Consider the following 25337-nt stretch of genomic DNA (forward strand, 5'->3'; position numbering starts at 1 on the left):
TCGCGTTGCGGACGCGCTGAGCCACGCGGCGATCCTGATGGGCTCGGGCGTCGTGGAAGTCGTACTGATAGCCGGTGATGCCGTGGCGACGCGCCGGCAACCGGGAGACGGTGGACTTTCCGGCCCACTGGCCACCGCAGATCCACAGCGCCTGCTTGAGCGTGCCGAACGGGTCGACGATTCCACTGTCCGTGGTCACCGGGGTCTCCTGTCGCCGGCCATTTCACCGACCCGTGCTCCGGCGAACGACGTCGGTCGTCCGCCGGAGCAGGCATCGAAGATCAGCTGCAACCAGAGGTCGCGCCACACCCTTCACAGGCGTAGCAAGAACCGGCGGGCCGCATCTTCGTGCCGCAGGTCATGCAGAGCGGCGCGTCGGAAGCCGTACCGAGGTTCAGCTCCACCAGCTCCGCCGTCGAATGCGCCACCTTGGCGGGTTCCGCGGACGACGAGTCCACAGTGGACCGAAGGGCGTCGATGTCGACGTTCTCCGATTCCGCGGCGGGAGCGGCACCGTAGTTCGCCTCGACCTGCGCCGAACGCTCGTCGGCGGTGAAGATGCCTAGCTGGGCACGCTTCTCGTACGGCAGGTAATCCAGCGCCAGCCGCCGGAACAGGTAGTCCATGACGCTGGTGGCGATCCGGATGTCCGGGTCGTCGGTCATCCCGGCCGGCTCGAAACGCAGATTGGAGAACTTCGAAACGTAGAACTCCAGCGGAATCCCGTGCTGCAGGCCGACCGAGATCGACATGGAGAACGCGTCCATCACGCCCGCGAGGGTCGACCCCTGCTTGCCCAGCTTCACGAAGATCTCGCCGAGCCCGTCGTCCGGGTAGGAGCCGGCGTGCAGGTAGCCCTCGGCGCCGCCGACGGTGAACGACACTGTCTGGCTCGGACGTTTCTTCGGCAGGCGCTTGCGAACCGGCCGGTACTCGACGACCTTCGCCGCCTCGGGCTCTTCCTTCTTCGCCGAACCCTTCTTGCCGGTGGACAGGGGCTGCCCGACCTTGCAGTTGTCGCGGTAGATCGCGAGCGCCTTGAGACCGGATTTCCAGCCCTGGAAGTAGATCTCCTCGACCTCTTCGACGGTCGCCGACTCCGGCATGTTGACCGTCTTGGAGATCGCGCCGGACAGGAACGGCTGCACCGCGGCCATCATCCGCACGTGGCCCATCGGCGCGATGGACCGCTCCCCCACCGCGCAGTCGAACACCTCGTAGTGCTCGGGGCGCAGTCCGGGGGCGTCGACGACGTGACCGTGCTGGGCGATGTACTCGACGATCGCTTCGACCTGTTCGCCCTGATAGCCGAGTGCGGTCAGCGCGCGCGGGACGGTCTGGTTGACGATCTGCATCGAGCCGCCGCCGACCAGCTTCTTGAACTTGACCAGCGAGAAGTCCGGTTCGATGCCGGTCGTGTCGCAATCCATCATGAAGCCGATGGTGTTGTGGCTGACGAAGCCATTGGCGACGTAGGTGACGTTGTCCGGCACCGACAGGTCAAAGGTGGGCTGTACGCCACCATCCTCATTGGACTCGACAGGCTCGAAAAGGTACTTGAGTGCCCGGCCGAGGCGGGGATCGAGAGTTTCGGAGTAGATCCGGCGGGCCAGCATCCGCGCCACTCCACCGGTCTTCCGGAGCGATTGCAAGACCGCGTCACGGTACTCATGTCCCAGCGGTACCAGTACGTCCCACACCGGTCGTGGAAGGTGCACTCGATCACCCTTGGTCGACCCGTCCGGCTCCAGGCACACCATCGACCGCGCCTTGCGCTCACCGATGAAACCGACGACCTCGTCGAAGATCATGGCGTGGTCGACATTCCGTAGCCGGATCTGCAGTACCGGCCCGCCGAATCCGCTGGTCGTCCGCCGGGTCGTGGTAGCCATGCCCAGGGTCAGCAGCAGACTCCGAAGGTCTTCGCCGAAGAGTTCCGAGGAGGTGGAGACGCTCGGAACTCCCTCCTGCACGGTCCCGTCCGCCTCGAAGACTCCGCGCAGGAACGCGGCGTAGACCTCGGGGTCGTTGGTCTCCCGGACACTTGCGGGGACCCGGGGGGGCCAGCCTCTTCCGGCGTGGTCGAGACCGGGGAGTTCCTTCGCGAATCCTGCCGCCTGCCACCACCGAGCCAGCCGGACGGACTGAAGGGTCACCTCCTGATAGCCCTGACACTGCCGGACCACCGGCTCCAGGTCGAAGAGACCCTTGCTCAGGATGCGCAAGCGTTCGACGACATCGAGATCGGCGTCGGCCACACAGAGCCGAATGCCCTTGGCGTGCAGCCTTCCGTCGCCCTCGAAGTACCCGACCAGTTCCGCGAGATCGGCGGTGACCTCGTCCGGTACCCGGATAGCGCGGTCGCCGGCGTAGTACGCCTGGTCGAGTTCGGGCAGCGGCACCCGGCGAGGATCGCCGACCAGACCGCCCAGCTGCATGGGCACCAGGTCGCCGGACTGGATGTCGGCGAGTCGTTTCCACACCCAGGACCCGGTCTCCGGTTCCAGCACCTTGACCCGGTGGGCGAGAGTGCCCTGGATCCGGTATCCGCCCTTGGTCTCGATCCGGCGGGTGGGCTCCTCGCCGTTGACGTAGAACTTCGTGGCTCGGCGCGGGCCTTCGTCGGTCGCGACCGTGAACTCGACATCCTGCCAGCGGTCTCCGTACAGATCGCCGAGTTCGGAGAGCCGGGCCAGTCCACGATCGGTGGTGACCAGGGTGTCCGCGGTCAGGCATCCGGTGGGCGCGAGTACTGAGGCTTGCGCGTTGCGCCAGCCGCTGGTCTCGCCCAGCTCGATTCCGCGCTTCCATTCCTGGGCCGCGAGCGCGCGGACCGCGGCGTCTCCTGTGTGGTAGGTCCGCACCAGTTCGTTGGCCGCGGCGTGCTTGCGCATGACCCGCTGGTGCGCCTCGGCGTTGCGCGCGTAGCCCTCGTACGGACCGACGGCCTCGGCGAGTTCGGCCGAACGCCGGTACGAGACACCGGTCATCAGCGAAGTGATCGCGGCGGCGAGCGCACGGCCACCGTCGGAGTCGTAGGCGTGCCCGAGCGCCATCAGCAGTGCGCCCAGGTTCGCGTATCCGATACCGAGCTGGCGGAACTTGCGCGTCGTGTCGCCGATCGCCTCGGTCGGGAAATCGGCGAAGCAGATCGAGATGTCCATCGCGGTGATGACCAGCTCGACGGCCTTCGCGAACAACGGTGCGTCGAAACCGCCATCGGCGGTGGCGAACTTGAGCAGGTTCAGCGAGGCCAGGTTGCAGCTGGAGTTGTCCAGGTGCAGGTACTCCGAGCACGGGTTGGACGCGGTGATCCGGCCCGATTCCGGGCAGGTGTGCCAGTCGTTGATCGTGTCGTCGTACTGCAGGCCCGGGTCCGCGCACTCCCAGGCGGCCTGCGCGATGGTGCGGAACAGCTTCTTGGCGTCGACCCGGTCGATGACCTCGCCGGTCATCCTCGCCCGCAGGCCGAACTCGCCCCCGGACTCGACGGCCTGCATGAACTCGTCGGAGACGCGGACCGAGTTGTTCGCGTTCTGGTACTGGACGGAGGTGATGTCGGAACCGGAGAGGTCCATGTCGAACCCGGCGTCGCGGAGGACCTTGATCTTCTCCTCTTCCCGGGCCTTGGTCCGGACGAACTCTTCGATGTCCGGGTGGTCGACGTCGAGCACGACCATCTTCGCCGCGCGCCGGGTGGCGCCGCCGGACTTGATGGTGCCCGCGGAAGCGTCGGCACCCCGCATGAACGAGACCGGGCCGGACGCGGTGCCGCCGGAGGACAGCAGCTCACGCGAGGAACGGATGCGGGAGAGGTTCAGGCCGGCGCCGGAGCCGCCCTTGAAGATCAGGCCCTCCTCGCGGTACCAGTTGAGGATCGACTCCATGGTGTCGTCGACCGCGAGGATGAAACACGCCGAGACCTGCTGCTTCGAGGCGGTTCCGACGTTGAACCACACCGGCGAGTTGAAGCTGAACACCTGGTGCAGCAGCATCCAGGTCAGCTCGTGTTCGAAGACCTCGGCGTCGGCGGGGCTCGCGAAGTAGCCGTGTTCGCGGCCCGCGTTGACATAGGCGTGGACGACGCGGTCGATCAGCTGTTTGAGGCTCTGCTCGCGCTGGGCGGAGCCGACGGCGCCGCGGAAGTACTTGCTGGTGACGATGTTCGTCGCGTTGACCGACCAGAAGTCGGGGAACTCGACCCCGCGCTGCTCGAAGTTGACCGTGCCGTCGCGCCAGTTCGTCATCACGACGTCCCGGTTCTCCCAGGTGACCTGGTCGTACGGATGGACGCCCTCGGTGGTGAAGACCCGGCGCACGGTGAGCCCGCCTGCCTGTTTCTTCTTCCCGCTCGTCCGCGCTGTGGCCGGGTCGCCTGTTCCCACGGTCTCGGTCATGGGTCTTCCCTCACTCCCACGCGGGAGGCGGCATCAGCCGTCTTTCGCGTCTTGATCGCTCTCGTCCGGTGCGGCAGCCATGGCCTCGCGAAGGTCCGAGATCTCCTTTTCGAAGTCCTCGACCGAGGAAAAGGAGCGGTAGACACTCGCGAACCGGAGATACGCGACGCCGTCGAGTTCACGCAAGGGACCCAGGATCGCCAGGCCGACCTCGTGACTCGGGATCTCCGCCAGCCCCGCCGACCGGATCGACTCCTCGACCCGCTGCGCGAGCTGCTGCAGCGCGTCGTCGTCGACCGGCCTGCCCTGGCAGGCGCGTCGCACCCCCCGGACCACCTTGTCCCGGCTGAACTGCTCGGTGACCCCGGACCGCTTGACGACGGCGAGCACCATCGTCTCCGAAGTGGTGAAGCGCCGGCCGCAAGCGGCGCACGAGCGCCTCCGCCGGATCGCTTGACCCTCATCCACCTCTCGGGAGTCGACGACCCGAGAGTCCGCATGCCGGCAGAACGGGCACCTCATCCGCCGATCACCTTCCCCTCCGCGCCGGCCGGTCCCCGAGTGGACGCCCGCCCCGTCGCCACGCAACGACGGAAAAGATCGACATGTGGATCGATCTGTGGACATCCGGTGGGTGAACACCGGCCAGCTGTGGACAACTGGTACCGAGTCTACCCCAAGCTATGGACCAACTACAGCCATGTAACTACTACATATAGCGGTGGAGACTAGAACGCAGGTGGGACGCACGCAAGCGCGACCGCGGGGTCGATCAGACACGAAAGTGGACATCACCCGCGGTGGGTGAAAACGGTCTCCAGGCTCACCTCCGACCCTCGGCGACGTCGGCCGCGACCGGAACGGTGAGCGGCAGTCCGGGCACCAGAACGGTGTCTTCCAGGGAGTTGAGCTCCTTGATCTTGGCGACGACCGCGCCGGTGTCACTCCCCGGCGCGAAGCGCGCGGCGAGATCCGCCAGCGACTCCCCCGCCGAAACGGACACCGTGGTGGTCCGCTCGGGCACCGCGGCACCGGGCACACCGGTCAAAAACAGACCCAATCCGGTGACGACGCCGGCGACGAGCAAGGCCATCGTGACGAGCGACGGCCAGCGGAGCGGGAGCCGCCGGGGCGCCGGGCAACCCGGGGAGACGGTGGCGACGCCGGGGCGATGGCCCGCCACGACCCGCGCTCGCGACGGGGGCCGCAGCGGCTCGGCGCGCCTGCCCCGGACCACCCGCGCCGGCCGGGTCAGCCCTGCCGGAACGGGCCCGGGGGCACTGTGTCGCATCAGTCCTCGATCAGCCAGAATCGACATCGGAACCTCCTCGCATCCTGCTTCACTCAGGTCCAGCGCCGGGCGGCCCCGGCGATCAAGATCGAACACGCGTTCTATCGAACGCCCGTGCGAATGTGTACCACCTCCCACCGACAAAAATCGAGCGACACGGCGTGTCCATCGAACAGATGTTTGAAATCGTCGTCCCGGCGGGCTAACGTCGTTGACCAGGGCGTCTGCTGTGCGGACGCCGTCGGTGCCGTGGGCGGGAAGATCGTCCGCCACCGGCGAAGACAGCGAGGACACGCGAAGTCGGTCCGGGGGACCGGACGTACTGGGAGGCGACGCAGGAGATGAAGGAGCGAGACGGTGGCTAAGGAGAGCAAGGCGGGGAACGCGCCTAGGCGCTCGGGCAAGGTGCGCGCCTTGCCCGAGGTCTACGAGGTGGACGAGACCCTGACCGTGCGGCAGCAGCAGGTGCTCGACGTGATCAAGCTGTGGGTGAGCCGGTTCGGCTACCCGCCGAGCGTGCGGGAGATCGGCGAGGCGGTCGGGCTGACCTCCACCTCGTCGGTGTCGCACCAGTTGCAGGCCCTGCAGCGCAAGGGTTATCTGCGACGCGACCCGAACCGCCCGCGTGCGGTGGGCGTACTCGCCGTGACGGACGACAACCCGATGGGCATCGACGTCGAGCAGCCGCAGTCGGCCGCGAAGGCCGCGTACGTGCCGCTCGTCGGCCGGATCGCCGCCGGTGGGCCGGTTCTGGCCGAGCAGGCGATCGAAGACGTCTTCCCCTTGCCGCGGGAAATCGTCGGTGAGGGTGAGCTCTTCCTGCTCAGCGTCACCGGTGACTCGATGATCGACGCCGCCATCACCGACGGCGACTGGGTGGTCGTGCGCCAGCAGCCCACGGCCGACCCCGGGGAGATCGTGGCGGCGATGATCGACGGTGAGGCCACGGTCAAGACGTTCAAGCGCAAGGACGGCCACATCTGGCTGATGCCGCACAACGAGGCGTACGAGCCCATCCCGGGTGACAACGCCACGATCCTCGGCAAGGTCGTGGCCGTTCTCCGCAGGCTTTAGTCCCGAACCGGAGCGCGCCGGGATCCCAGGTCGCGAGACCACGGGTCAGACCCGGCAAGCTTCGGTGGCCTCGACCTCCTCCAGGTCAGGTGCGCCGTTTGCGCAGCCTGCCGACCAGGAGGAGACCGCCGATCACGACGACCGCGGCGATGCCGACCTGCACGTACGGGAAGTCGGTTCCCTGGCCCTTGCCACCGGCCGCGGAAGTCCCGCCCGACGTGCTGCCCTCGGCCTTGGCCGTGGCGAGCGCGGCCGCGCCCTTCACCGCACGGATCTGCTCCCCGACGCCCTCACCGCCGGACAGCAGCGTCCCGTCCGGATCGAAGGCGAGCGCCTCCCCCTGTTTTTCGTTCGGCAGCGGCACGCGCACGGGTTCGCGCTGCAACGCGCCCGCCAGATCGCCGTCGGTGACGGCGTAGAGATAGGCATCGGTGTAGGTGCGCAGCGCGACCACCGATCCGTCGGCCATCGACGCCGCCCCGGTGACCGTCATCGAACCGATCGAGCCGACCGGCCCGCCCGGGGTCGAAGTCTCCTTGATCTGCAGCGAGCCCACGCTCTCCAGCGGGGTCGGACCGGGACTGGCGAGCGGCCCGGTGGGCCGGTACACCTTCGCGTCGCCGAAGACATCCTTGGTGATCAGGTACGGCGTACCCGAGCGATCCATGATCAGCGCTTCGACGTCGTGCTGGCCGTCGGGGTAAGTGAGCCGGTGCAGTGTCGCCTTGCCCTGCGGGGTCAGCGAGATCAGGGCGACCGTGTCTCGCTTCTTGCGGTTGTCGCCGGTGTCGGACAGCCAGAAGGTGCCGTCCGCGGTGCGGGCGAGGTCTTCGGGGTCGTACGGATCCGTCGCGGCCGAGATGACCTTCTGGACCTTGCAGTCGCGGCCGAGGACGAAGACCTGCGTCTTGGTTCCACCGTCGTTGAGGGCGTACAGATGCTCTCCGTCGGAGACCAGTCCGGAAAGCTCGCTGAGCCGGGAGTCGCTGTTCTTGCACACCGGCTGCGGCGCCGGGACCTCCTGCGCCAGGGCGGGGGCCGTCCCGCCGATGAACGCCGCCAGCACGACCGTCGCCGCGACAATCCCCCGCACATCCACCTCCGTACCGCGGAACCCCTGAAGCCCCACACTACGGAGACGTCCGGGACGGCGCGCAGTTCGGTGCGAACGCCGAGATGGGGCGGAATGTCGCGAAGGCCACTTCGAGCCGACCATGCATTTAGTCCTCTGAATGCGGAGGGCTCCGGGCACACGAAGGCCCCCTTCATGTGCAAGAAGGGGGCCTTCGGGTATCTGCTGCTTACAGGGCCGAGCCGTTCGTCTGGAAGTCGCTCAGCGCCGCGGCCAGCTCAGGCCTGCCCCGGACGACCAGGCGGGTGCCGGTCTCGACGTGCTCCTCTTCCAGCACCTCGCCGTCGGCGTGGGCGCGGGAGACGAGTTCGCCCCGCGAGTACGGGATGAGCACTTCGACCACGATCTCCGGCCTCGGCAGCCGCTCCGCGATCGCCTCGGCCAGCTCCGTGATCCCGGTGCCGGTCCGCGCCGACACCTGCACCGACCCGGCCATCTGGTGCCGCAGCCGGGCCAGCGACACCTCGTCGGCGGCGTCGGCCTTGTTGATCACCAGCAGCTCCGGCGGGAGGGGCTCGGAACGGCGCTTCGTGATCTCGGTGAGCACCTCACGCACCGCGTTGACCTGCTCTTCCGGCGTCGGGTCGGCACCGTCGACGACGTGCACGAGCAGGTCGGCGCTCGCCGCCTCCTCCAGCGTCGAACGGAACGCGTCCACCAGCTGGTGCGGCAGGTGCCGCACGAAACCGACGGTGTCGGTCAGCGTGTAGGTGCGGCCGTCGGGTGTCTGTGCGCGCCGGGTCGTCGGATCCAGCGTGGCGAACAGTGCGTCCTCGACCAGCACCCCGGCGCCTGTCAGCGCGTTGAGCAGACTCGACTTGCCGGCGTTGGTGTAGCCGACGATCGCGACGCTCGGCACCTCGTTGGCCACCCGGCGACCGCGTTTGGTCTCGCGGATGGTGTCCATCGCGGCGATCTCCCGGCGCAGCTTCGAAACGCGCTTGCTGATCCGCCGCCGGTCGGTTTCGAGCTTGGTCTCACCGGGGCCACGCAGACCCACACCACCGTTGGCGCCACCGGCGCGGCCACCGGCCTGCCGGGACAGCGCCGCACCCCACCCGCGAAGCCGCGGGATCAGGTACTGCAGCTGGGCCAGTTCGACCTGCGCCTTGCCTTCCTTGGAGCTGGCGTGCTGCGCGAAGATGTCGAGGATCAGGGCGGTGCGGTCGATGACCTTCACCTTGACCTTCTCCTCCAGCTGGCGCAGCTGGCCCGGCGAAAGTTCACCGTCGCAGATCACCGTGTCGGCACCGGTGGCCGCCACGATCTCGCGCAGTTCCTTGACCTTGCCCGAGCCGATATAGGTGGCGGGATCCGGCCGGAGCCGGCGCTGTACCAGGCCTTCCAGCACCTCGGAGCCCGCCGTTTCGGCCAGCCGGGCGAGTTCGGCGAGCGAGGCCTCGGACTGGAGAGCGGTGCCCTCGGTCCACACCCCGACCAGAACGACGCGCTCCAGGCGCAGCTGCCGGTATTCGACCTCGGTGACGTCCGCGAGTTCGGTGGACAGGCCCGCTACCCGGCGGAGCGAGGCGCGATCCTCGAGCTCCAGCTCACCGGTCGATGGGTCCATGTCGTTCAGATCGTTGTGTGTCAGTTCCGTCATCGTGCCTCCATGGTCCCACGTTTCCGCGTCGGGACCGAATTCATTAGTCGCTGGGATACCTCGACAGGTATATCGCCGTGCGCTTCGCGTTCGTGTCCACCGGCCGGGCGAGAAACTCGTCGAGCAGCTCGTTGAGCCGGCCTTCGAACTCGGCGATCTGCTCCTCCGGTAGCTGCAGGACCAGCCTCGTCTGGCGTAGGTCGTCGAACCCGGTCTCGGCGATCTCGGCCAGATACGCCTCGAAGATCGCCTGATCGATCCCCCTGTCGAGAGAATCAAGATGCCAGGACAACCCGGTGGAGCGATACGGAATTTCTTTCGCACCGCGTTTGCCGCGCCGTGCCGGGAGAGCTTCGAGGAAACCCGTGTCGACGAGTCTGCGCACGTGGTGCAGCGTCGTCGCCGGGTCGCGGCCGAGCCGTTCGGCGAGTTCCTTGTTGGTCAACGCCTCCGAGTAGGTCAACCGGATGATGCGCAGCCTTATTCCGGAGGCCATGGCCGCCGCTTCGGCCTCGGTGGCGGCACGTCGTGAGGTAGGCACGGCGACAGCCTAAGGACGAAAAGTGATTGACACTTTCCAATCACTCGCGCGAGGGTGGCCCGGTGCGCAGAGACTCCCTCTTCTTCCATGCTGACTTCCGGCGACTGTGGGCGGGGGACACGGCCAGCCAGGTCGGCGCGTTCGCCGGGCATACCGTGATCCCGCTGCTCGCGGCCACCGTGCTGGCCGCGACGCCGTTCCAGATGGGGCTGCTCACCGCGGCGGAGACGGTGGCGTTCCTGGTCATCGGCCTGCCCGCGGGAGTGTGGGTGGACCGGATGCGGCGCCGCACGCTGATGCTGCGGGCCGACTTCGTCCGCGCCGCGTTGCTGCTCAGCATCCCGGTCGCCTGGTGGGCCGGAGCGCTGACGCTGACCCAGCTCGTCGTGGTCGCCACGCTCGTCGGCACCGCGACGGTGTTCTTCGACATCGCCTACCAGTCGTATCTGCCGACGCTGGTCGGCCGCGAACATCTTCTCGAGGGCAACGCGAAGCTGCAGGCCAGCCAATCCGTGGCGTTCCTGGCCGGTCCGGGTATCGGGGGCGGACTGGTGCAACTGGCCGGCGCGGCCAACGCCGTGCTCACGACCGGGCTCGGTTTCCTCACCTCGGCGCTGTGCCTGCTGCGGATCCGCACCGTCGAACCGGAGCCCGAGCGGCACGAAGACGCGAAGCTGCTCCCCCAGATCGTCGAGGGCCTGCGGTTCGTGTTCACCGACACCGCGCTGCGCTCGATCGTCGCCTGCACCGCGACCGCGAACCTGTTCAACGGCGTCTTCGTCGCGGTGGAAATCCTGTTCCTGAACCGTGATCTGGGCCTGTCCCCCGCGGCCGTCGGTCTCGTGCTCGCGACCGGCGGGGTGGGCGGGATCACGGGCGCGATCTTCGCCAACGCCATCACCCGGCGGATCGGGCAGGCCAGGTCGATCTGGCTCGTTCCGCTGCTGACCTGGCCGTTCTACCTGCTGCTCCCCCTGGCCGCGCCGGGCTGGCGGATCGGCCTGTTCCCGGTGGCGACGATGATCGCCGGGTTCGGGATCATCGTCTACAACGTCGCGCAGGTCTCCTACCGCCAGGCCGTCTGCCCGGACCGGCTGCTCGGCCGGATGAACGCGAGTGTGCGGTTCGTGGTGTGGGGGATGCTGCCGCTGGGCGGGCTGCTCGGCGGTGTCCTCGGCGAGGCGATCGGGATCAGGGGCACGCTGTGGGTCGCCGTGGGCGGCGAGACCGCGGCGCTGCTGTGGGTGGTCTTCTCCCCGCTCCGGAAACTCCGTGACCTGCCGAGCGAACCGATCGCCCAGCCGGTGGGCTAAGCGCCGAGGCCTGCCCACCAGTGTTCGTCGAGTTCGCCGCGCGCGACGATCTCGGCGGGGCCGGTGAGGGTGGACGCGCCGCGGCGGACCTCGACCACCACCCGGCCGCCGGGGACGTCGACGGTCGCTTCGCCGGTGTCGGTGCCCGCGAGGTGCAGGGCGGCCGCGACGGCGGCGACCGTGCCGGTGCCACAGGAGCGTGTCTCGCCGACGCCGCGTTCGTGGACGCGCATCTTCAGCGCGTCGCCACCGAGCAGGTTGATGAACTCGAGGTTCACCCCGTCCGGGAACACGTCGGAGTCGAAATCGGGCTGGTCACGAAGGTCCAGCTCGTCGACGTCGTCCTCGACGACCGAAACCAGGTGGGGGTTGCCGACGTTGACCGCGACGCCGGAGAACGGCTTCCCGGCGACCACGGTGACCGAGGTGCCGGTGATCGTCGCCGGTCCCATCTCCACGGTCACCGAGTCATCGGCGTGCATCCGCACCGGCCGGTCCCCGGCGCGGGTGCCGATGACGAAGTCGCGCTCCGCCACGAGTCCGGAGTCGACCAGGTGGCGCACGAAGACCCGGACGCCGTTGCCGCACATCTCGGCGAGGGAACCGTCGGCGTTGCGGTAGTCCATGAACCATTCGCCGCCGGACTCGATCCCCAGCGCGGACGACCGCACGATCCGCAGCACGCCGTCGGCGCCGAGCCCCCGCCGGCGGTCGCACAGTGCCGCCACCCGAGCCTCGGTCAGCTCAAGGCGGCCGTCGGGGTCGGGAAGCAGCACGAAATCGTTCTGTGTGCCGTGTCCCTTAAGGAATTCGATGCCGCCCATGGCCTTGAGATTACTGGGCCGTCACCTCGAGGACGCGCTCGGCCAGCCGATCCGAACCGCCGTCGAACCACTCGATGCGCTTGTCCCGCCGGAACCAGGAACGTTGCCTCCGTACGAACCTCCGGGTCGCCTGCGCGGTGGCCTGGGCGGCGGCCGCGAAATCGCCATCGCCGTCCAGTGCGGCGATCACCTGTCGGTAGCCCAGCGCCCTCGACGCGGTGAGCCCGTCGCGAAGCCCTTGTCCCAGCAGCGTCCGGACTTCGTCGACGAGACCGGCTTCGAACATGATCTCCACCCGCCGGTCGACGCGGGCGTCGAGCTCGCCGGGTTCGCGGTCCACGCCGATCATGACCGTGCCGTAGCGCGCGGGCCCCGGTTTCGGCAGATTCGCCGAGAACGGTTCTCCGGTGATCTCGATGACTTCCAGCGCGCGCACGATGCGGCGGGTGTTGGTCGGCAGGATCGCCGTGGCGGCGACCGGGTCCAGTCCGGTGAGCCGGGCGTGCATCGCGGCGGCGCCGATCTCGTCGGCCTCGGCGGTCAACCGCGCGCGGACGGCGGGATCGGTGCCCGGGAACTTGAGCTCGTCGAGCACGGCCTGGATGTAGAGCCCGGATCCGCCGGTGAGGATCGGCACGCGGCCCGCGTCGAGGAGTTCTTCGACGCACTGGCGCGCGTCGCGCTGGTACGCGGCCACGGAGGCCGTCTCGGTGACGTCGAGGACGTCCAGCAGGTGATGCGGCACGCCTCGCCGCTCTTCGACGGTCGCCTTGGCCGTCCCGATGTCCATCCCGCGGTACAGCTGCAGCGCGTCGGCGTTGATCACCTCGCCGCCGAGGGTGAGCGCGAGTTCGACCGCCAGCGCGGTTTTCCCGGTCGCCGTGGGCCCGACGACCGCGACCGGCCGGATCACGCGTGCTCCCAGACGGCGACGTGGTAGCCGACACCGAACGGCGCGGCCGAGTAGAGCACTTCGGCGGCCCAGTCTCCGTCGGCCGCCAGCCCGGCGAGGACCTGCCAGGGGGCGCGGCCGCCTGCCCCCAGTTCGGCGGCGAGGGCGGGGTCGAGCGCGGCGAGCGCGCCGGTGTCGGCTTTGGCCAGCGCGTCGCGGATCCCGGCGTCGAAACCTTCCGCGCGCTCGTCCTCGCCACCGGGAGACCGGGGGCCGTGCCTGCTCGAACCGTCGCCGAGGACGAGTACCGCGGCGGGCTCCCCCAGCTCACGGCCGGCCAGCGCGCAGTGCTCGGCCGGGGCGGCGGGATCGACGAGGTGGACGCGGACGGATGACGCGTTCGCCCGCGCACGCAGCCAGCCGGCCACGAGTGCGGGCAACGGCAGCTCGGTCTCCGCCCCTGTCACCCGGCTGAGTGAGACGCGGATGTCGACGCCGAAACCGCGGAAGGAGCCACTCGCGTGTTCCGGCACTTCAGGTGCGCCCGCGGCCGCGCCGACGACGACCCAGTCCCGCGAAACGCCGGCCAGGCGCGCCACGGCTTGAAGGCATGCTTCGCGCAGCTCGGCGCATTCATCCGCCGCTCCGGCGGCGAGTTCGGGAATGAGGAGTGGGGGTTGCGGAAGCACGGCGACACGGCGGATCACGGCCGCCGACGTTACCTTCCCCGCGCGAAGCGGCCCGCAACCGACCGCCACGGAACGTCCTCCGGAAGTAGGATCACTGGCCTCTGGTGGTTCATCCGGTTCCACGGTGGACGCTGAGCTGCTTGAATGCCGCAAGGGGTTGATACCCCGAAGCAAGACGGCAACGCATTACCCGGCCCCGCCGCTAGGCGGGGCGCCCGCGCCAGCGGGCGTACAGGCGATAAGGAGCCTGCGATGGCCCAGGAGAACACGTCCACCGGTACCCCGGCTCCGCACCCGGTACCGCACGCGCTCGGTGGCGGGCAGCCCGCGCCCCCCGTGCCGCCCGCCGAGCCCAGCCCGTCCGCTTGGGGCAGGGTCGACGACGAAGGCACGGTGTACGTCAACACGCCCGACGGCGAACGCGCGGTCGGGGTCTGGCAGGCCGGGAGCCCGGACGAGGGTCTGCTCCACTACGCGCGCCGGTTCGACGACCTGCGTACCGAGGTCGAACTGCTGGAGACGCGGCTGGAATCCGGCGCGGGCGACCCGAAGCACGCCCTGGCGACCGCCACGCAGCTGCGCGACGGCCTCGCCGAAGCCGCCGTCGTCGGCGACATCGCCGCGCTGAGCGGCCGTATCGAGCAGGTCATCTCCCACGCCGGGAAGGCGCTGGCCGCGGCCAAGCAGGAGCGTGAAGCGGCCCGCGCCGCCGCTGTCGTCCGCAAGCAGGCCCTGGCCGACGAAGCCGAGAAACTCGCCGCCGAGTCGACTCAGTGGAAGGCCGCCGGTGACCGGCTCCGCGCGATCCTGGACGAGTGGAAGACCGTCAAGGGCGTCGACCGCAAGACCGACGACGAGCTGTGGAAGCGCTTCTCCAAGGCCCGCGAGGCGTTCAACCGGCGCCGTGGGTCGCACTTCGCCGAGCTGGACAAGCAGCGGGCCGGGGCGAAGCAGCGCAAGGAAGAGCTGATCGCCGAAGCCGAGGCGCTGTCGGAGTCGTCGGACTGGGGCGAGACGGCGGGCCGCTACAAGGACCTGATGACCGAGTGGAAGGCCGCCGGCCGCGCGCCCAAGGACAGCGACGAGGCGCTCTGGCAGCGGTTCCGCGCCGCGCAGGACAAGTTCTTCGCCCGGCGGTCCGCGGTGTTCTCCGAGCGGGACGCCGAATTCGCGACCAACGCGCAGCAGAAGGAAGAGCTGCTCGTCGAGGCCGAAAAGATCGACCCCGCGGCGAACCTCGAAGCGGCGAAGCAGCACATGCGGCGCATCCAGGATCAGTGGGATGAGATCGGCAAGGTCCCGCGCGAGCGCATCCGCGAGCTGGACGGGCGCCTGAAGGCCGTGCAGGACGCGATCAAGTCGGCCGAGGACAGCAAGTGGCGGCGGACCGATCCGGAGGCGCAGGCCAGGGCGGCGCAGTTCCGCGAGCGGGTCGAGCAGTTCGAGTCGCAGGCGGCGAAGGCCCGCGCGGCGGGCGACGAGCGGCGCGCGAAGAAGGCCGACGAGCAGGCCGCGCAGTGGCGTGAATGGCTCGAGGCGGCGGAAGCGGCCATCGCGGACCGCTGAGCGGTCACCGACACCGCCTCACGCGCGCAATGAAGGGGCCTTTCATCGCAAATTTTGCGATGAAAGGCCCCTTCATTGCAACGGATGTCCCGAGCCTGGCGGTAGCTCCACTGTGGAGGGACGTATCGCTCCTTGGTGCCCATTCGGGCGCTTCCGCGCTTAACCGTGCTCCTGAAATCAGCAAGAAGAAGGTCAAACTCGACGCCTCGCTCAGCAAGAAGGAGGCCAAGGTCAACGAAAAGGTCACCCTCAAGGGGAGCCTGCGGGTCGACGACGGTACCCGGTCCGAAGGGACGGACAGTCTCGAGGCGATCATCGTGCAGCAGCTTCAGGGCAATGTCTGGGTGAACATCGCCGACACCACCTGCCGGCCCAACTCGACGTTCTCCCTGAAGCTCAGCTTCTCCTTCAGCGCGGTGATCACGTTGCGGGCCTATCACCCCGAAACGTCGCTGTACGCGAGTGCCTACACGTCCAGCAACCTCACCTTGCGCGTCGGCTAGCTCCGCGAGAAGGCGGCACGCATCCAGTAGCAGGCCAGCGCGACGGTGGCGATCCAAGCGACGATCAGCCCGGCGCCCGGACCGCCACCGGCCGCGCCGGTCGCGTGTGAGGACTGTTGCGACCAGATCGCGAGCAGCCCGTCGACCGAGGCGAACCAGCCGCCCGCGGCACAGACCCAGGCCAGCCACCAGCGGCGGGTCACCAGCGCGACGGCGGAGGCGAACACCCCGATCCCGGTGGAGGTCGCGGCGAACAGCTGCGGGATCCCGCCGCCGCGGCCGAGCAGCACTTCCCAGCCGGCGTGGTCGCCGACCCAGGGCAGCAGCTGGGCCACCAGCAGCACGAACACCAGCACGGCGATGGAGAACCCGCGCCTGCCCAGCTCGATCGTCTTGGCCGCGCGTTCACCCACCTCGTTGATCTCGGCGGCGAGTTCGTCGATCTCGGGATGGTTCTTCGGTTCGGTCACAGCGCACATCCGCTCACCGGTTCCGGCGTGACGGCCGGGGCGCCGAAGCCCGGCAGGCCCAGCGTCACGCCGTTGGTCTTCGGCCGGAGTCCGGCCTCGGAGTTGTCGCCCGCCTTCGTCCGGCGGTGCGACAGCAGGTCGCCGTCGGCGACGAGGTGGTGCGGGGCGCCGTAGGTCACGACGGTCTCGACGACGTCGCCCGGCCGCACGGCGCGGTCCACCAGCGGTCCCGTCGGCGCGAAGTGGACGAGCCTGCCGTCGCGGGCGCGGCCGCTCATCCGGTGCGTCTCGGTGTCCTTGCGGCCCTCGCCGGAGGCGACCAGCAGCTCGACGCGACGGCCGACGACCTTCTTGTTCTCTTCCCAGGAGATGTCGTTCTGCAGCTTCACGAGCCGTTCGTAGCGCTCCTGCACGACCTCCTTGGGCAGCTGCCCGTCCATCTCGGCGGCCGGGGTGCCGGGCCGGATCGAGTACTGGAAGGTGAACGCGCTGGAGAACCGGGCCTGCGCGACGACGTCGAGCGTGGCCTGGAAGTCTTCCTCGGTCTCGCCGGGGAAGCCGACGATGATGTCGGTGGTGATCGCGGCGTCGGGCATCGCTTCGCGCACGCGGTCGAGGATCTTGAGGTAGCGAGCCGAGCGGTAGGACCGCTTCATCTCGCGCAGTACCCGGTCCGAGCCGGACTGCAGCGGCATGTGCAGCTGGTGGCACACGTTCGGCGTCTCGGCCATCGCGTCGATGACGTCCTCGGTGAACGCCGCCGGATGCGGCGAAGTGAACCGGACGCGCTCCAGGCCTGCCACCCCACCGCAGGCGCGCAGCAGCTTCCCGAACGCGAGCCGGTCGCCGAATTCCACGCCGTAGGAGTTCACGTTCTGGCCGAGCAGGGTCACTTCGAGCACGCCCTCGGCGACGAGCGCCTCGACCTCGGCCAGGATCTCGCCGGGACGGCGATCTCGTTCCTTGCCGCGCAACGCGGGCACGATACAGAAGGTGCAGGTGTTGTTGCAGCCCACCGAAATCGACACCCAGCCCGCGTACGCGGACTCACGGCGGGCAGGCAGGGTCGAGGGGAAGGTTTCGAGCGCTTCGAGGATCTCGACCTCGGCCTCGGCGTTGTGCCGCGCGCGTTCCAGCAGCGTCGGCAGCGCGCCGATGTTGTGCGTGCCGAACACGACGTCGACCCAGGGCGCGCGTTTGACGATCTCGCCGCGGTCCTTCTGCGCGAGGCAGCCGCCGACGGCGATCTGCATGTCCGGCTTCGCGGTCTTCTGCGGCCGCAGGTGGCCGAGGGTGCCGTAGAGCTTGTTGTCCGCGTTCTCCCGCACGGCGCAGGTGTTGAACACGATCAGGTCGGGTGTGGTCTCGCCGTCACCCGGAACGTAGCCGGCGTCTTCGAGCTGCCCGGCAAGACGTTCGGAGTCATGCACGTTCATCTGGCAGCCGAAGGTGCGGATCTGGTATGTGCGCGCGCTCATCTCGCCTTCGAGGGTACGCGGGCGGGGTTCCATGGCACGATCGACCCTCATGAGGAGACCAGGGGTGCTGGCGGTGGTGATCGCCGTGGCCTGCGCCCTGGTCGCCGGGTGCGGGCCGGACCTGTCCGGGACACACGTGCGGATCGCGGCGGGGCTCAACGGCGGCGTCTACGACAAGCTGGCCGAGGCGCTGGCCGACGCGTGGGCCGCGCAGCTCGGCGCCGAGCGGCCCGAGATCCAGGAGACCCAGGGCTCACCGGACAACATCGGCCGCGTCCGCGCGGGCAAGGCCGACGTCGCTTTCGTGGCCGCCGACGTCGCCACCGAGAAGACCGCCGGGCTCGCCGCGCTGGCCCGGGTGCACGACGACTACCTGCACGTCGTCGTCCGGGCCGACTCCACGATCACCTCGTTCGCGCAGCTGCGGGGCCTCAAGGTCGCGATCGGCTCCCCCGACTCCGGCGTCGAGTTCCTGTCGAAACAGCTGCTCGAGGTGTCCGGGCTGACCGGCGCGGTGGACCGGCGCAACCTCGGGCTCACCGAAGCGCTCCCCGCGCTGGAGAACCGCCAGATCGACGCCGTCATCTGGTCCGGTGGCCTGCCGACGCCGTCGATCACGGAGCGCGCGAGCAAGGTCCGGCTGCTCGACATCACCGATCTCGCGGACGACCTGCGGGCGAGGAATCCGGTGTACCGCACGGCGACCATCCCGGTGACGGCCTATCACCTGCAGGCGCCGGTGACCACGCTCGTGCTGCCGAACTTCCTGGTCGTGCCGGCCTCGATGCCGGACGACCTCGCGGAAGCGCTGGTCCGCGGGCTGTTCGACGCACGCGGTGAGCTGGTCAAGGCCGCCGGGGCCGCGTTGTCGATCGACGTCCACCCGGCCATCGAGACCTCGCCGCTGCCGCTGCATCCCGGCGCGCTGCGCTACTTCCGCTCGCTCAAGAACTGACGACAGGCAGCGTCACGGTCACTTCGAGCCCGCCGCCCTCGGGTGAGCCGAGCCGCAGCGAACCGCTCGAGCGGGCCATGATCTCCGTGACGATCGCCAGGCCCAGCCCGGATCCGGGGATATTCTGATGCGAGGTGCTGCGCCAGAACCGGTCCGCCGCGCGCTCGAGTTCGTCTTCGCGCAGGCCGGGCCCGTGGTCGCGGACGGCGATGTCGACCTTCCCGTCCGCCTCGGTGACGGTGACCCGCACCTCGGTCCCCGGCTCGGTGAACTTCAGCGCGTTGTCCAGCAGCGCGTCGAGCACCACTTCGAGTCCGCGCGCCGGGGTGAGCACCCGCAGCCCGCCGCCGAGTCCGGACGCGGTCAGCGAGATGTCCCGGGACCGGCCGACCACGGTCCAATCGGCGACCCGGGCGCCCACCACCTCGTCGAGGGCGACCGGGACCAGTTCGCCGCCCGAGGCCTCGGCGCGAGCCAAGGAGAGGAGTTCGTCGAGGATCTGGTTCAGCCGCCGCGCGTCCACGACGGCGGCTTCGAGGTCCGCGGCGGCAAGGTCGTCGTCGACGTGCCCGTCGAGGTTGCCGAGCCGGATCTTCAGCGCGGTCAACGGGTTCCGCAGCTGGTGGGAGGCATCGGCGACGAAGGCGCGCTGCGCCGAAAGAGCCTCGTCGACACTCGCGGCCATCCGGTCGAAGGACCGTTCGAGCTGCCGCAGTTCCGGCGGCCCGCCCGTCTCCCCCACCCGCTGTACCTCCTGGCCGCTGACCACGGCGGCGACCAGTTCCCCGGTCGCCTCGTCCAGGCGGCGGACCGGGCGAAGGATCCAGCGCACCACCGGCACGGCGATGAGCAGCGCGAACCCGAACGCCAGCACGGCACCCGCCGCGATGAGCAGCCACCACCACAGCAGTTCGGTCCGGGCGCGTTCGGTCGAGGACAGGGTGATCACCGCGCCCCGTACCTCGCCGTCGATGAGGATCGGTTCCGCGAGCACCAGTGGCTCGGTGTTCCACGGCATCAGCAGCGGGCCGGGTTCCGACCGCCGTCCGGCCAAGGCCGCCTGGATATGCGAGGCGATGGCGGCGTCCTTCAGATTGATGCGGGCGGCCGCGCCGGGTCCGCCGCCGAGCGCGCTCACCACGGCTTCGCCGTCCTGGTCGACGATCACCACCGGGACGTTGTAGACCTCGGTGTAGCGGCGGAGTTCGTCCTCGATCAGGTCCGGCCGGTTCTCCACCAGCGGGCGCTGCGCCAGCGAGGCGAATCGGGAGGTGTCGGTGAGCCGGTCGAGGAAGAGGTCGAGCTGCACACTGGCCGCCACGCTGAGCGCGAGCGGGATGCCGAGGCCGAACACGAGTGCCGCGACCAGCGTCAGCACGATCGCCTGGAGCCGGACGCGCACCGGCTCAGCCCTCTTCCGGGCCGTAGGCGCCGCCGAGGCGGTACCCCACGCCGCGGACGGTCTCGATCAGCGCGGGCCTGCCCAGTTTGGTCCGCAGGGTGGCGACGTGGACGTCGAGCGAGCGGCTCTCCGCGGGGCCGCGGTGACCCCAGACCTCGCTCAGCACGTGGTCGCGGGCGCAGACCGCGCCGCGGGCGGTGACCACCAGCGCGAGTACCTGGAACTCCTTGCGCGACAACGAAACCGGCTGCCCGTCGACCTGGACCTCATGCCGTCCGATATCGACCGAGACGTCACCCGCCCGGATGACCCCCGCCGGTTCGGGCCCGGCCGGGCGTTCGCCCCGGCGGCGGCGCACGGCCTCGACGCGGGCGACGAGTTCGTCGACGTCGTAGGGCTTCACGAGATAGTCGTCGGCGCCGGACCGCAGGCCCTGGATCCGGTCGTCGACCTCGCCTCGCGCCGATACGACGATCACCGCGACGTCGCTGACCGCGCGGATCCGGCGGCACAGCACGATCCCGTCGACGTCGGGAAGGCCGAGGTCGAGCAGCACGACGTCGACCTCGTGCACCAGGTCGAGCACCCCGGCGCCGGAGGCGAGGCGTTTGATCGTCAGACCGCGCCGGGTCAGCGCGGGCGTCAGCGCGCCAGCGACCCGGTCGTCGTCCTCCACCAGCAGTACCCGCACCCGTGTTTCCCTTCCCCGCCATCCCCGCACCGCGACGACTGAAGAACGACTCTATGGGGTGAGTCACCCCGAGCGCTCCCCGTACCGATCGGCCGTCCGGCCCAGTGACGACCCCACCGCAGGCGGTAATGGTCACGATGCGTCACAGATCTTGTGTGACCCCGGTTACGGGATATCCCCGCCTTGTCTAGGCTGATCAGCGCCGGACGGGCGTGGATCGGGGCCGTCCGGCGGCTTGGAACGATACGGACTTGAAACCCTAAGTATTGGTCAAGCCGCCTTTACAAGCGGTCCGACGGGAGTAGGTTTCCGCCATCGCGTGGTGCCTGACCCCGCAGTCCCCTGCAAACGAACGCTCCTGGAGGCCAGATGACCGCGGAGGTGGCGGCGCCGATGATCAAGGCGGCCGCCGTGAACAAGTACTTCGGCGACCTGCACGTGCTCAAGGAGATCAACCTCGAGGTGCCGCGCGGGCAGGTCGTGGTCGTGCTCGGGCCGTCCGGGTCTGGCAAGTCGACGCTGTGCCGGGCGATCAACCGGCTGGAGCCCATCAACTCCGGCGAGATCGCGGTGGACGGCGTTCCGCTGCCCGCCGAAGGAAAGGCGCTGGCCGCGCTGCGCGCCGACGTCGGCATGGTGTTCCAGTCGTTCAACCTGTTCGCGCACAAGACGATCGTCGAGAACGTCATGCTCGCGCCGATGAAGGTCCGCAAGGTCAACTCGGCCGAAGCCCGCAAGACCGCGATGGACCTGCTCGAACGCGTCGGCATCGCCAACCAGGCCGACAAGTACCCGGCCCAGCTCTCCGGCGGGCAGCAGCAGCGGGTGGCGATCGCCCGCGCGCTGGCGATGCGCCCCAAGGTGATGCTGTTCGACGAGCCGACCTCGGCGCTGGACCCGGAGATGGTCCAGGAGGTCCTCGACGTCATGACCACGCTCGCGAAGGACGGGATGACGATGCTCGTCGTCACCCACGAGATGGGCTTCGCGCGGCGAGCGGCGAACCGGGTGGTGTTCATGTCCGAGGGCGAGATCGTCGAAGACTCCACCCCGGACGAGTTCTTCACCAAGCCCAAGACCGACCGGGCGAAGGACTTCCTCGGCAAGATCCTTACCCACTAGGCGCCTGTTGGCGGAGCTGAAGACTTACCTCGAAAAGGGACCACATGCGTGAACCCGCCCCGGCCGAAGGCCCCGCTATCGCGGTGGCAGGACGCCCTGATCGACCACGTGACGTGGAAGATCACGCAGCGTCCTGCCGACGTCGATCGTGGACGCGGGTTCACCGACAGACACCAAGGACTTCCCCGCCGGCCGGTATGGCTGGACAAGATTCGGAAGGAAACTGAGAAGAATGCGGTTGAACCGAGTTCTGCGAATGAGCGCGGCCGTCGTGGCGGCCGGTCTCGCCCTCTCCGCCTGTGGTGGCGGCGGGTCGGACGCCGGCAGCGGCTCCAGCGGCGCCAAGAACGTGGTGGCGAAGGCCAAGAACGACAAGAAGCTGACCATCGGCATCAAGTTCGACCAGCCCGGCCTCGGCCAGAAGCAGGCCGACGGCACCTACGCCGGGTTCGACGTCGACGTGGCGAAGTACATCGCCAAGGAGCTCGGTGTCGAAGAGTCGGGGATCACGTGGAAGGAAGCGCAGTCCGCGCAGCGTGAGGACCTGATCAAGAAGGGTGAGGTCGACTTCATCGTCGCCACCTACTCGATCACCGACAAGCGCAAGAACGAGGTCTCCTTCGCGGGCCCGTACTTCATCGCCCACCAGGACCTGCTGGTGCGTGCCGACAGCACCGACATCACCGGCCCCGAGTCGCTGACCGGCAACAAGAAGCTCTGCTCGGTCAAGGGTTCGACCCCGGCGCAGAACGTCAAGGAGAAGTACGCCAAGGACGTGCAGCTCCAGGAAGTCGGCAAGTACACCGACTGCGTCACCTCGCTGCTCAACAAGACCGTCGACGCGATGACCACCGACGACGTCATCCTCGGTGGCTACGCCGCGCAGCAGCCGGGCAAGCTGAAGCTGGTCGGCAAGGGCTTCACCGACGAGAAGTACGGTGTCGGCCTGAAGAAGGACGACGCCGAGAGCGTCACCGCGATCAACAACGCCATCAAGAAGATGCAGCAGGACGGCGCGTGGAAGGCCGCTCTGGAGAAGAACGTCGGTCCGTCGGGCTACAAGATCCCCGAGCCCCCGGCCATCTCCTGACACCCGGCTCCCTGAGCCGCTGAATCAAAGGAATCGAACGGTGCGCCGTGTACCGCGGCGCACCGTTCCCATACCGAGGCTGGGTTGAGCACCTTGTTCGATTTCCTCGACAATCCCAATTACGACTTGCTCGGCGCCTTCTGGATGACGATCAAGCTCACCTTCTTCTCCGCCATCGGCTCCCTGATCTGGGGAACGATCCTGGTGGGGATGCGGGTGAGCCCGGTTCCGATCATGCGGGCGTTCGGCACCGCCTACGTCAACATCTTCCGGAACACCCCGCTGACGGTGATCATCGTCTTCACGTCGCTGGGATTGTCCTCCACCCTTGGCCTCAACCTGGCCTCGTCGGACTCGACGACGTCGTTGGAGGACAACGCCTTCCGGCTCGCGATCCTCGGCTTCGTCGCCTACACCGCCACGTTCGTCTGTGAATCGCTGCGGTCGGGCATCAACACCGTTCCCGTCGGGCAGGCGGAAGCGGCCCGCGCACTGGGGCTCGGTTTCACCCAGGTGCTGACGCTGATCGTGCTGCCGCAGGCGTTCCGGTCGGTGATCGCACCGCTGGCGAACGTCATGATCGCCCTGCTGAAGAACACCACGGTCGCGTCGATCATCGGTGTCGCCGAGGCGTCGCTGCTGATGTCGGAAATGATCGAGAACGAGTCCGACTCACTGCTCCTGGTGTTCCTGCTCTTCGCCGTCGGGTTCGTCATCCTGGTCCTCCCCCTCGGCCTGCTGCTGGGCTGGGTCGCCAAGAAGGTCGAGGTCAAGCGATGAGCGCGCAGACCGTCCTCTATGACATTCCCGGGCCGAAGGCGCGGGCACGGAACTGGCTCTACTCGGTTCTTTTCGTGCTCGTCCTGGCGCTGGTCGTGTACTTCATCTACGCGGGCTTCGATGAGAAGAACCAGTGGGCCGGCGCCCTGTGGGAGCCCTTCCTCAAGGGCTCCACCTGGACCGAATTCATCCTGCCCGGTCTGCTCAACACCCTGAAGGCCGCGGCGCTGTCGATCGTGATCGCGTTGCCGATCGGCGCGCTGCTCGGGATCGGCAGGCTGTCCGACCACAAATGGGTGCGGATCCCGGTCGGCGCCGTCGTCGAGTTCTTCCGGGCCATCCCGGTGCTGCTGCTGATGGTCTTCGCCGCCGCGTTCTACGCGTTCTACACCGACATCGACGCCGAGATCCGCCCGCTGTTCGCCGCGGTGACGGGTCTGGTGCTCTACAACGGCTCAGTCATGGCCGAGGTGTTCCGGGCGGGCATCCTTTCGCTGCCCAAGGGTCAAGGCGAGGCCGCGTCCGCGCTGGGCATGCGCAAGACCCAGATCATGATGACCGTCCTGCTGCCGCAGGCGGTCACCCTGATGCTGCCCGCGCTGGTCAGCCAGCTGGTGGTCATCCTCAAGGACACCGCGCTGGCCGGTCAGCTGACCATCGGCTTCAACGAGCTGATCCGGAGTACCGGGCCGCTCACCGGTCTCTACGGCAACACGATCCCGACGCTGATCGTCGTCGCGATCATCTTCATCGTGCTGAACCTGCTTCTGTCCTGGTTCGCGTCGTGGCTGGAGAACAAGCTGGCGCGGCGGAAGAAGGCCCCCAAGGGCGCCAAGCCGGTGCACGACGCTCCGGCGTCCGTCGTCGACGCCACCGACTTCAACACCGGCCGGTCGGTGTAGCTCCGTAAGTACATGAAGGCCCCCTTCCTTGCGCCTAGGTACAGGAAGGGGGCCTTCATGTACCTGGAGGGATAGGCCTCTTGGTCCTGTCGGGACGGTGATCCCGTCGGCTAGCGTCGGCGCTATGTCGGACCAGGCCACGACGCTGCTCGAAGTGCTACCGGATCTGGCGGGCAGGTCGGTACTGGTCGTCGGATGCGGCGATGGCCGCTATCCCCGGCTGTTCCGCCGAGAAGGCGCTCGCCGCGTGATCGGTGTGGACGCCGACCAGGTGCTGATCGCGGCCGCGCAGCGCGAAGAGGAACGCGATCCGAGCGGGATCTCCTACGAGGTCCATCAGCTGGACCGGCTGCCGGTGATGGGGACCTTCGACATCGTCCTGGCCTTCCTGGACTCCCCCGACCACCTCGGCCGCATCGCCGCGAGCCTGGTGACGGGCGGACATCTCGTCGTCGTCGCCACGAACGGGCTCACGCTGGAAAAGGGCCTGCGCGACAACGGTTTCCAGGACATCATGTTGCATCGCCACGAACGCGGCGACGTGCACAGCGCCCGCAAAGGCGCCTGAGTCGCGCACCCTGGTGTCGAACCAGGCTGGCCGGGGCTATGAATCCCGGCCGGT

Annotated in this window: 23 protein-coding genes; 10 read left to right on the forward strand and 13 right to left on the reverse strand. The window is 68.6% G+C overall.

Going from position 1 to position 25337, the window contains the following annotated elements; genetic code table 11:
* Positions 1 to 281: 281 nt before the first annotated feature.
* The 3 genes from AVL48_RS40100 to AVL48_RS40105 form a co-directional block, all read right to left on the reverse strand.
* Positions 282 to 4397 (reverse strand): vitamin B12-dependent ribonucleotide reductase, encoded by a 4116-nt coding sequence (locus AVL48_RS40100; protein ID WP_061984100.1) that lies wholly within the window; start codon positions 4395 to 4397, stop codon positions 282 to 284.
* A gap of 33 nt (positions 4398 to 4430) precedes the next feature.
* Entirely contained in the window at positions 4431 to 4919 is a 489-nt protein-coding gene (nrdR, locus tag AVL48_RS17795) for a transcriptional regulator NrdR (protein WP_037304189.1), read from the reverse strand.
* Between the two features lie 301 nt (positions 4920 to 5220).
* Positions 5221 to 5715: a LysM peptidoglycan-binding domain-containing protein gene (locus AVL48_RS40105; RefSeq protein ID WP_063816558.1), complete on the reverse strand. Its 495-nt coding sequence runs from the start codon at positions 5713 to 5715 to the stop codon at positions 5221 to 5223.
* A 330-nt stretch (positions 5716 to 6045) separates the two neighbouring features.
* Here AVL48_RS40105 and lexA point away from each other — a divergent pair, with 330 nt between their 5' ends.
* Positions 6046 to 6762 (forward strand): transcriptional repressor LexA, encoded by a 717-nt coding sequence (gene lexA, locus AVL48_RS17805; RefSeq protein WP_061984099.1) that lies wholly within the window; start codon positions 6046 to 6048, stop codon positions 6760 to 6762.
* 85 nt (positions 6763 to 6847) lie between these two features.
* Here lexA and AVL48_RS17810 read toward each other — a convergent pair whose 3' ends face one another.
* From AVL48_RS17810 to AVL48_RS17820, 3 genes are all read right to left on the reverse strand, one after another.
* Entirely contained in the window at positions 6848 to 7855 is a 1008-nt protein-coding gene (locus AVL48_RS17810; protein WP_061984097.1) for an SdiA-regulated/phytase-like domain-containing protein, read from the reverse strand.
* A gap of 208 nt (positions 7856 to 8063) precedes the next feature.
* A complete protein-coding gene (gene hflX / locus AVL48_RS17815; RefSeq protein WP_061984095.1) occupies positions 8064 to 9497 on the reverse strand; it encodes a GTPase HflX in 1434 nt (477 codons plus the stop codon).
* 43 nt (positions 9498 to 9540) lie between these two features.
* The gene (locus AVL48_RS17820) at positions 9541 to 10038 is read right to left on the reverse strand and encodes an ArsR/SmtB family transcription factor (RefSeq protein ID WP_061984093.1); all 498 of its coding nucleotides are present in this window, start codon (positions 10036 to 10038) and stop codon (positions 9541 to 9543) included.
* Between the two features lie 62 nt (positions 10039 to 10100).
* Between AVL48_RS17820 and AVL48_RS17825 the strand changes: the two genes are divergently transcribed.
* Complete coding sequence (locus tag AVL48_RS17825; protein WP_061984241.1) at positions 10101 to 11351, forward strand: MFS transporter; 1251 nt, start codon at positions 10101 to 10103, stop codon at positions 11349 to 11351.
* Here the strand turns inward: AVL48_RS17825 and dapF are convergent.
* Genes dapF through AVL48_RS17840 form a run of 3 tightly spaced genes read right to left on the reverse strand, consistent with a single transcriptional unit; the run spans position 11348 to position 13774 of the window.
* Positions 11348 to 12175 (reverse strand): diaminopimelate epimerase, encoded by an 828-nt coding sequence (gene dapF / locus AVL48_RS17830; protein WP_074038066.1) that lies wholly within the window; start codon positions 12173 to 12175, stop codon positions 11348 to 11350. The genes AVL48_RS17825 and dapF overlap by 4 nt on opposite strands.
* Positions 12176 to 12185: 10 nt before the next feature.
* Positions 12186 to 13088, reverse strand: coding sequence for a tRNA (adenosine(37)-N6)-dimethylallyltransferase MiaA (gene miaA / locus AVL48_RS17835; RefSeq protein WP_177242337.1), 903 nt, complete (start codon positions 13086 to 13088; stop codon positions 12186 to 12188).
* Entirely contained in the window at positions 13085 to 13774 is a 690-nt protein-coding gene (locus AVL48_RS17840) for a class III extradiol dioxygenase subunit B-like domain-containing protein (RefSeq protein WP_061984091.1), read from the reverse strand. Before AVL48_RS17840 ends, miaA begins: the two co-directional genes overlap by 4 nt.
* 234 nt (positions 13775 to 14008) lie before the next feature.
* Between AVL48_RS17840 and AVL48_RS17845 the strand changes: the two genes are divergently transcribed.
* Together AVL48_RS17845 and AVL48_RS17850 are read left to right on the forward strand one after the other, a co-directional pair.
* Positions 14009 to 15322, forward strand: coding sequence for a DUF349 domain-containing protein (locus tag AVL48_RS17845; protein ID WP_061984089.1), 1314 nt, complete (start codon positions 14009 to 14011; stop codon positions 15320 to 15322).
* Between the two features lie 59 nt (positions 15323 to 15381).
* Positions 15382 to 15825 (forward strand): hypothetical protein, encoded by a 444-nt coding sequence (locus AVL48_RS17850; RefSeq protein WP_061984087.1) that lies wholly within the window; start codon positions 15382 to 15384, stop codon positions 15823 to 15825.
* Here AVL48_RS17850 and AVL48_RS17855 read toward each other — a convergent pair.
* Positions 15822 to 16295: an Rv2732c family membrane protein gene (locus AVL48_RS17855; RefSeq protein ID WP_061984085.1), complete on the reverse strand. Its 474-nt coding sequence runs from the start codon at positions 16293 to 16295 to the stop codon at positions 15822 to 15824. The genes AVL48_RS17850 and AVL48_RS17855 overlap by 4 nt on opposite strands.
* Complete coding sequence (gene miaB, locus AVL48_RS17860) at positions 16292 to 17806, reverse strand: tRNA (N6-isopentenyl adenosine(37)-C2)-methylthiotransferase MiaB (protein WP_177242341.1); 1515 nt, start codon at positions 17804 to 17806, stop codon at positions 16292 to 16294. The genes AVL48_RS17855 and miaB overlap by 4 nt, the downstream gene beginning before the upstream one ends.
* 16 nt (positions 17807 to 17822) lie before the next feature.
* Between miaB and AVL48_RS17865 the strand changes: the two genes are divergently transcribed.
* Entirely contained in the window at positions 17823 to 18728 is a 906-nt protein-coding gene (locus tag AVL48_RS17865) for a TAXI family TRAP transporter solute-binding subunit (protein ID WP_143104863.1), read from the forward strand.
* Here the strand turns inward: AVL48_RS17865 and AVL48_RS17870 are convergent.
* On the reverse strand, positions 18718 to 20130 hold the full coding sequence (locus AVL48_RS17870; protein WP_061984080.1) for a sensor histidine kinase: 1413 nt from the start codon (positions 20128 to 20130) through the stop codon (positions 18718 to 18720). The genes AVL48_RS17865 and AVL48_RS17870 overlap by 11 nt on opposite strands.
* Before the next feature lie 4 nt (positions 20131 to 20134).
* Positions 20135 to 20821, reverse strand: a complete 687-nt coding sequence (locus AVL48_RS17875) for a response regulator transcription factor (RefSeq protein ID WP_061984078.1) — start codon at positions 20819 to 20821, stop codon at positions 20135 to 20137.
* Positions 20822 to 21214: 393 nt separating this feature from the next.
* Between AVL48_RS17875 and AVL48_RS17880 the strand changes: the two genes are divergently transcribed.
* The 5 genes from AVL48_RS17880 (at position 21215) to AVL48_RS17900 (ending at position 25283) form a co-directional block, all read left to right on the forward strand.
* A complete protein-coding gene (locus AVL48_RS17880; protein ID WP_177242342.1) occupies positions 21215 to 21943 on the forward strand; it encodes an amino acid ABC transporter ATP-binding protein in 729 nt (242 codons plus the stop codon).
* 232 nt (positions 21944 to 22175) lie between these two features.
* The gene (locus AVL48_RS17885; RefSeq protein WP_061984074.1) at positions 22176 to 23033 is read left to right on the forward strand and encodes a glutamate ABC transporter substrate-binding protein; all 858 of its coding nucleotides are present in this window, start codon (positions 22176 to 22178) and stop codon (positions 23031 to 23033) included.
* A gap of 84 nt (positions 23034 to 23117) precedes the next feature.
* The gene (locus AVL48_RS17890; protein ID WP_208616207.1) at positions 23118 to 23813 is read left to right on the forward strand and encodes an amino acid ABC transporter permease; all 696 of its coding nucleotides are present in this window, start codon (positions 23118 to 23120) and stop codon (positions 23811 to 23813) included.
* Positions 23810 to 24715 (forward strand): amino acid ABC transporter permease, encoded by a 906-nt coding sequence (locus AVL48_RS17895; RefSeq protein ID WP_061984072.1) that lies wholly within the window; start codon positions 23810 to 23812, stop codon positions 24713 to 24715. Before AVL48_RS17890 ends, AVL48_RS17895 begins: the two co-directional genes overlap by 4 nt.
* Before the next feature lie 124 nt (positions 24716 to 24839).
* Positions 24840 to 25283 carry a class I SAM-dependent methyltransferase gene (locus AVL48_RS17900; protein ID WP_061984070.1) on the forward strand — a complete coding sequence of 148 codons (444 nt, stop codon included), beginning with the start codon at positions 24840 to 24842 and terminating at the stop codon, positions 25281 to 25283.
* The last annotated feature ends 54 nt before the right edge of the window (positions 25284 to 25337 follow it).

Source organism: Amycolatopsis regifaucium (assembly GCF_001613935.1).
Taxonomy (GTDB): domain Bacteria; phylum Actinomycetota; class Actinomycetes; order Mycobacteriales; family Pseudonocardiaceae; genus Amycolatopsis; species Amycolatopsis regifaucium.

Coding starts and splice junctions, on each gene's coding strand:
- dapF (WP_074038066.1), bottom strand. CDS start 12,175: ATGGGCGGCATCGAATTCCTTAAGGGACACGGCACACAGAACGATTTC.
- AVL48_RS17850 (WP_061984087.1), top strand. CDS start 15,382: ATGAAAGGCCCCTTCATTGCAACGGATGTCCCGAGCCTGGCGGTAGCT.
- miaB (WP_177242341.1), bottom strand. CDS start 17,806: ATGGAACCCCGCCCGCGTACCCTCGAAGGCGAGATGAGCGCGCGCACA.
- nrdR (WP_037304189.1), bottom strand. CDS start 4,919: ATGAGGTGCCCGTTCTGCCGGCATGCGGACTCTCGGGTCGTCGACTCC.
- hflX (WP_061984095.1), bottom strand. CDS start 9,497: ATGACGGAACTGACACACAACGATCTGAACGACATGGACCCATCGACC.
- AVL48_RS40105 (WP_063816558.1), bottom strand. CDS start 5,715: ATGTCGATTCTGGCTGATCGAGGACTGATGCGACACAGTGCCCCCGGG.
- AVL48_RS17900 (WP_061984070.1), top strand. CDS start 24,840: ATGTCGGACCAGGCCACGACGCTGCTCGAAGTGCTACCGGATCTGGCG.
- AVL48_RS17845 (WP_061984089.1), top strand. CDS start 14,009: ATGGCCCAGGAGAACACGTCCACCGGTACCCCGGCTCCGCACCCGGTA.
- AVL48_RS17880 (WP_177242342.1), top strand. CDS start 21,215: ATGATCAAGGCGGCCGCCGTGAACAAGTACTTCGGCGACCTGCACGTG.
- AVL48_RS17885 (WP_061984074.1), top strand. CDS start 22,176: ATGCGGTTGAACCGAGTTCTGCGAATGAGCGCGGCCGTCGTGGCGGCC.
- AVL48_RS17865 (WP_143104863.1), top strand. CDS start 17,823: ATGAGGAGACCAGGGGTGCTGGCGGTGGTGATCGCCGTGGCCTGCGCC.
- AVL48_RS40100 (WP_061984100.1), bottom strand. CDS start 4,397: ATGACCGAGACCGTGGGAACAGGCGACCCGGCCACAGCGCGGACGAGC.
- AVL48_RS17895 (WP_061984072.1), top strand. CDS start 23,810: ATGAGCGCGCAGACCGTCCTCTATGACATTCCCGGGCCGAAGGCGCGG.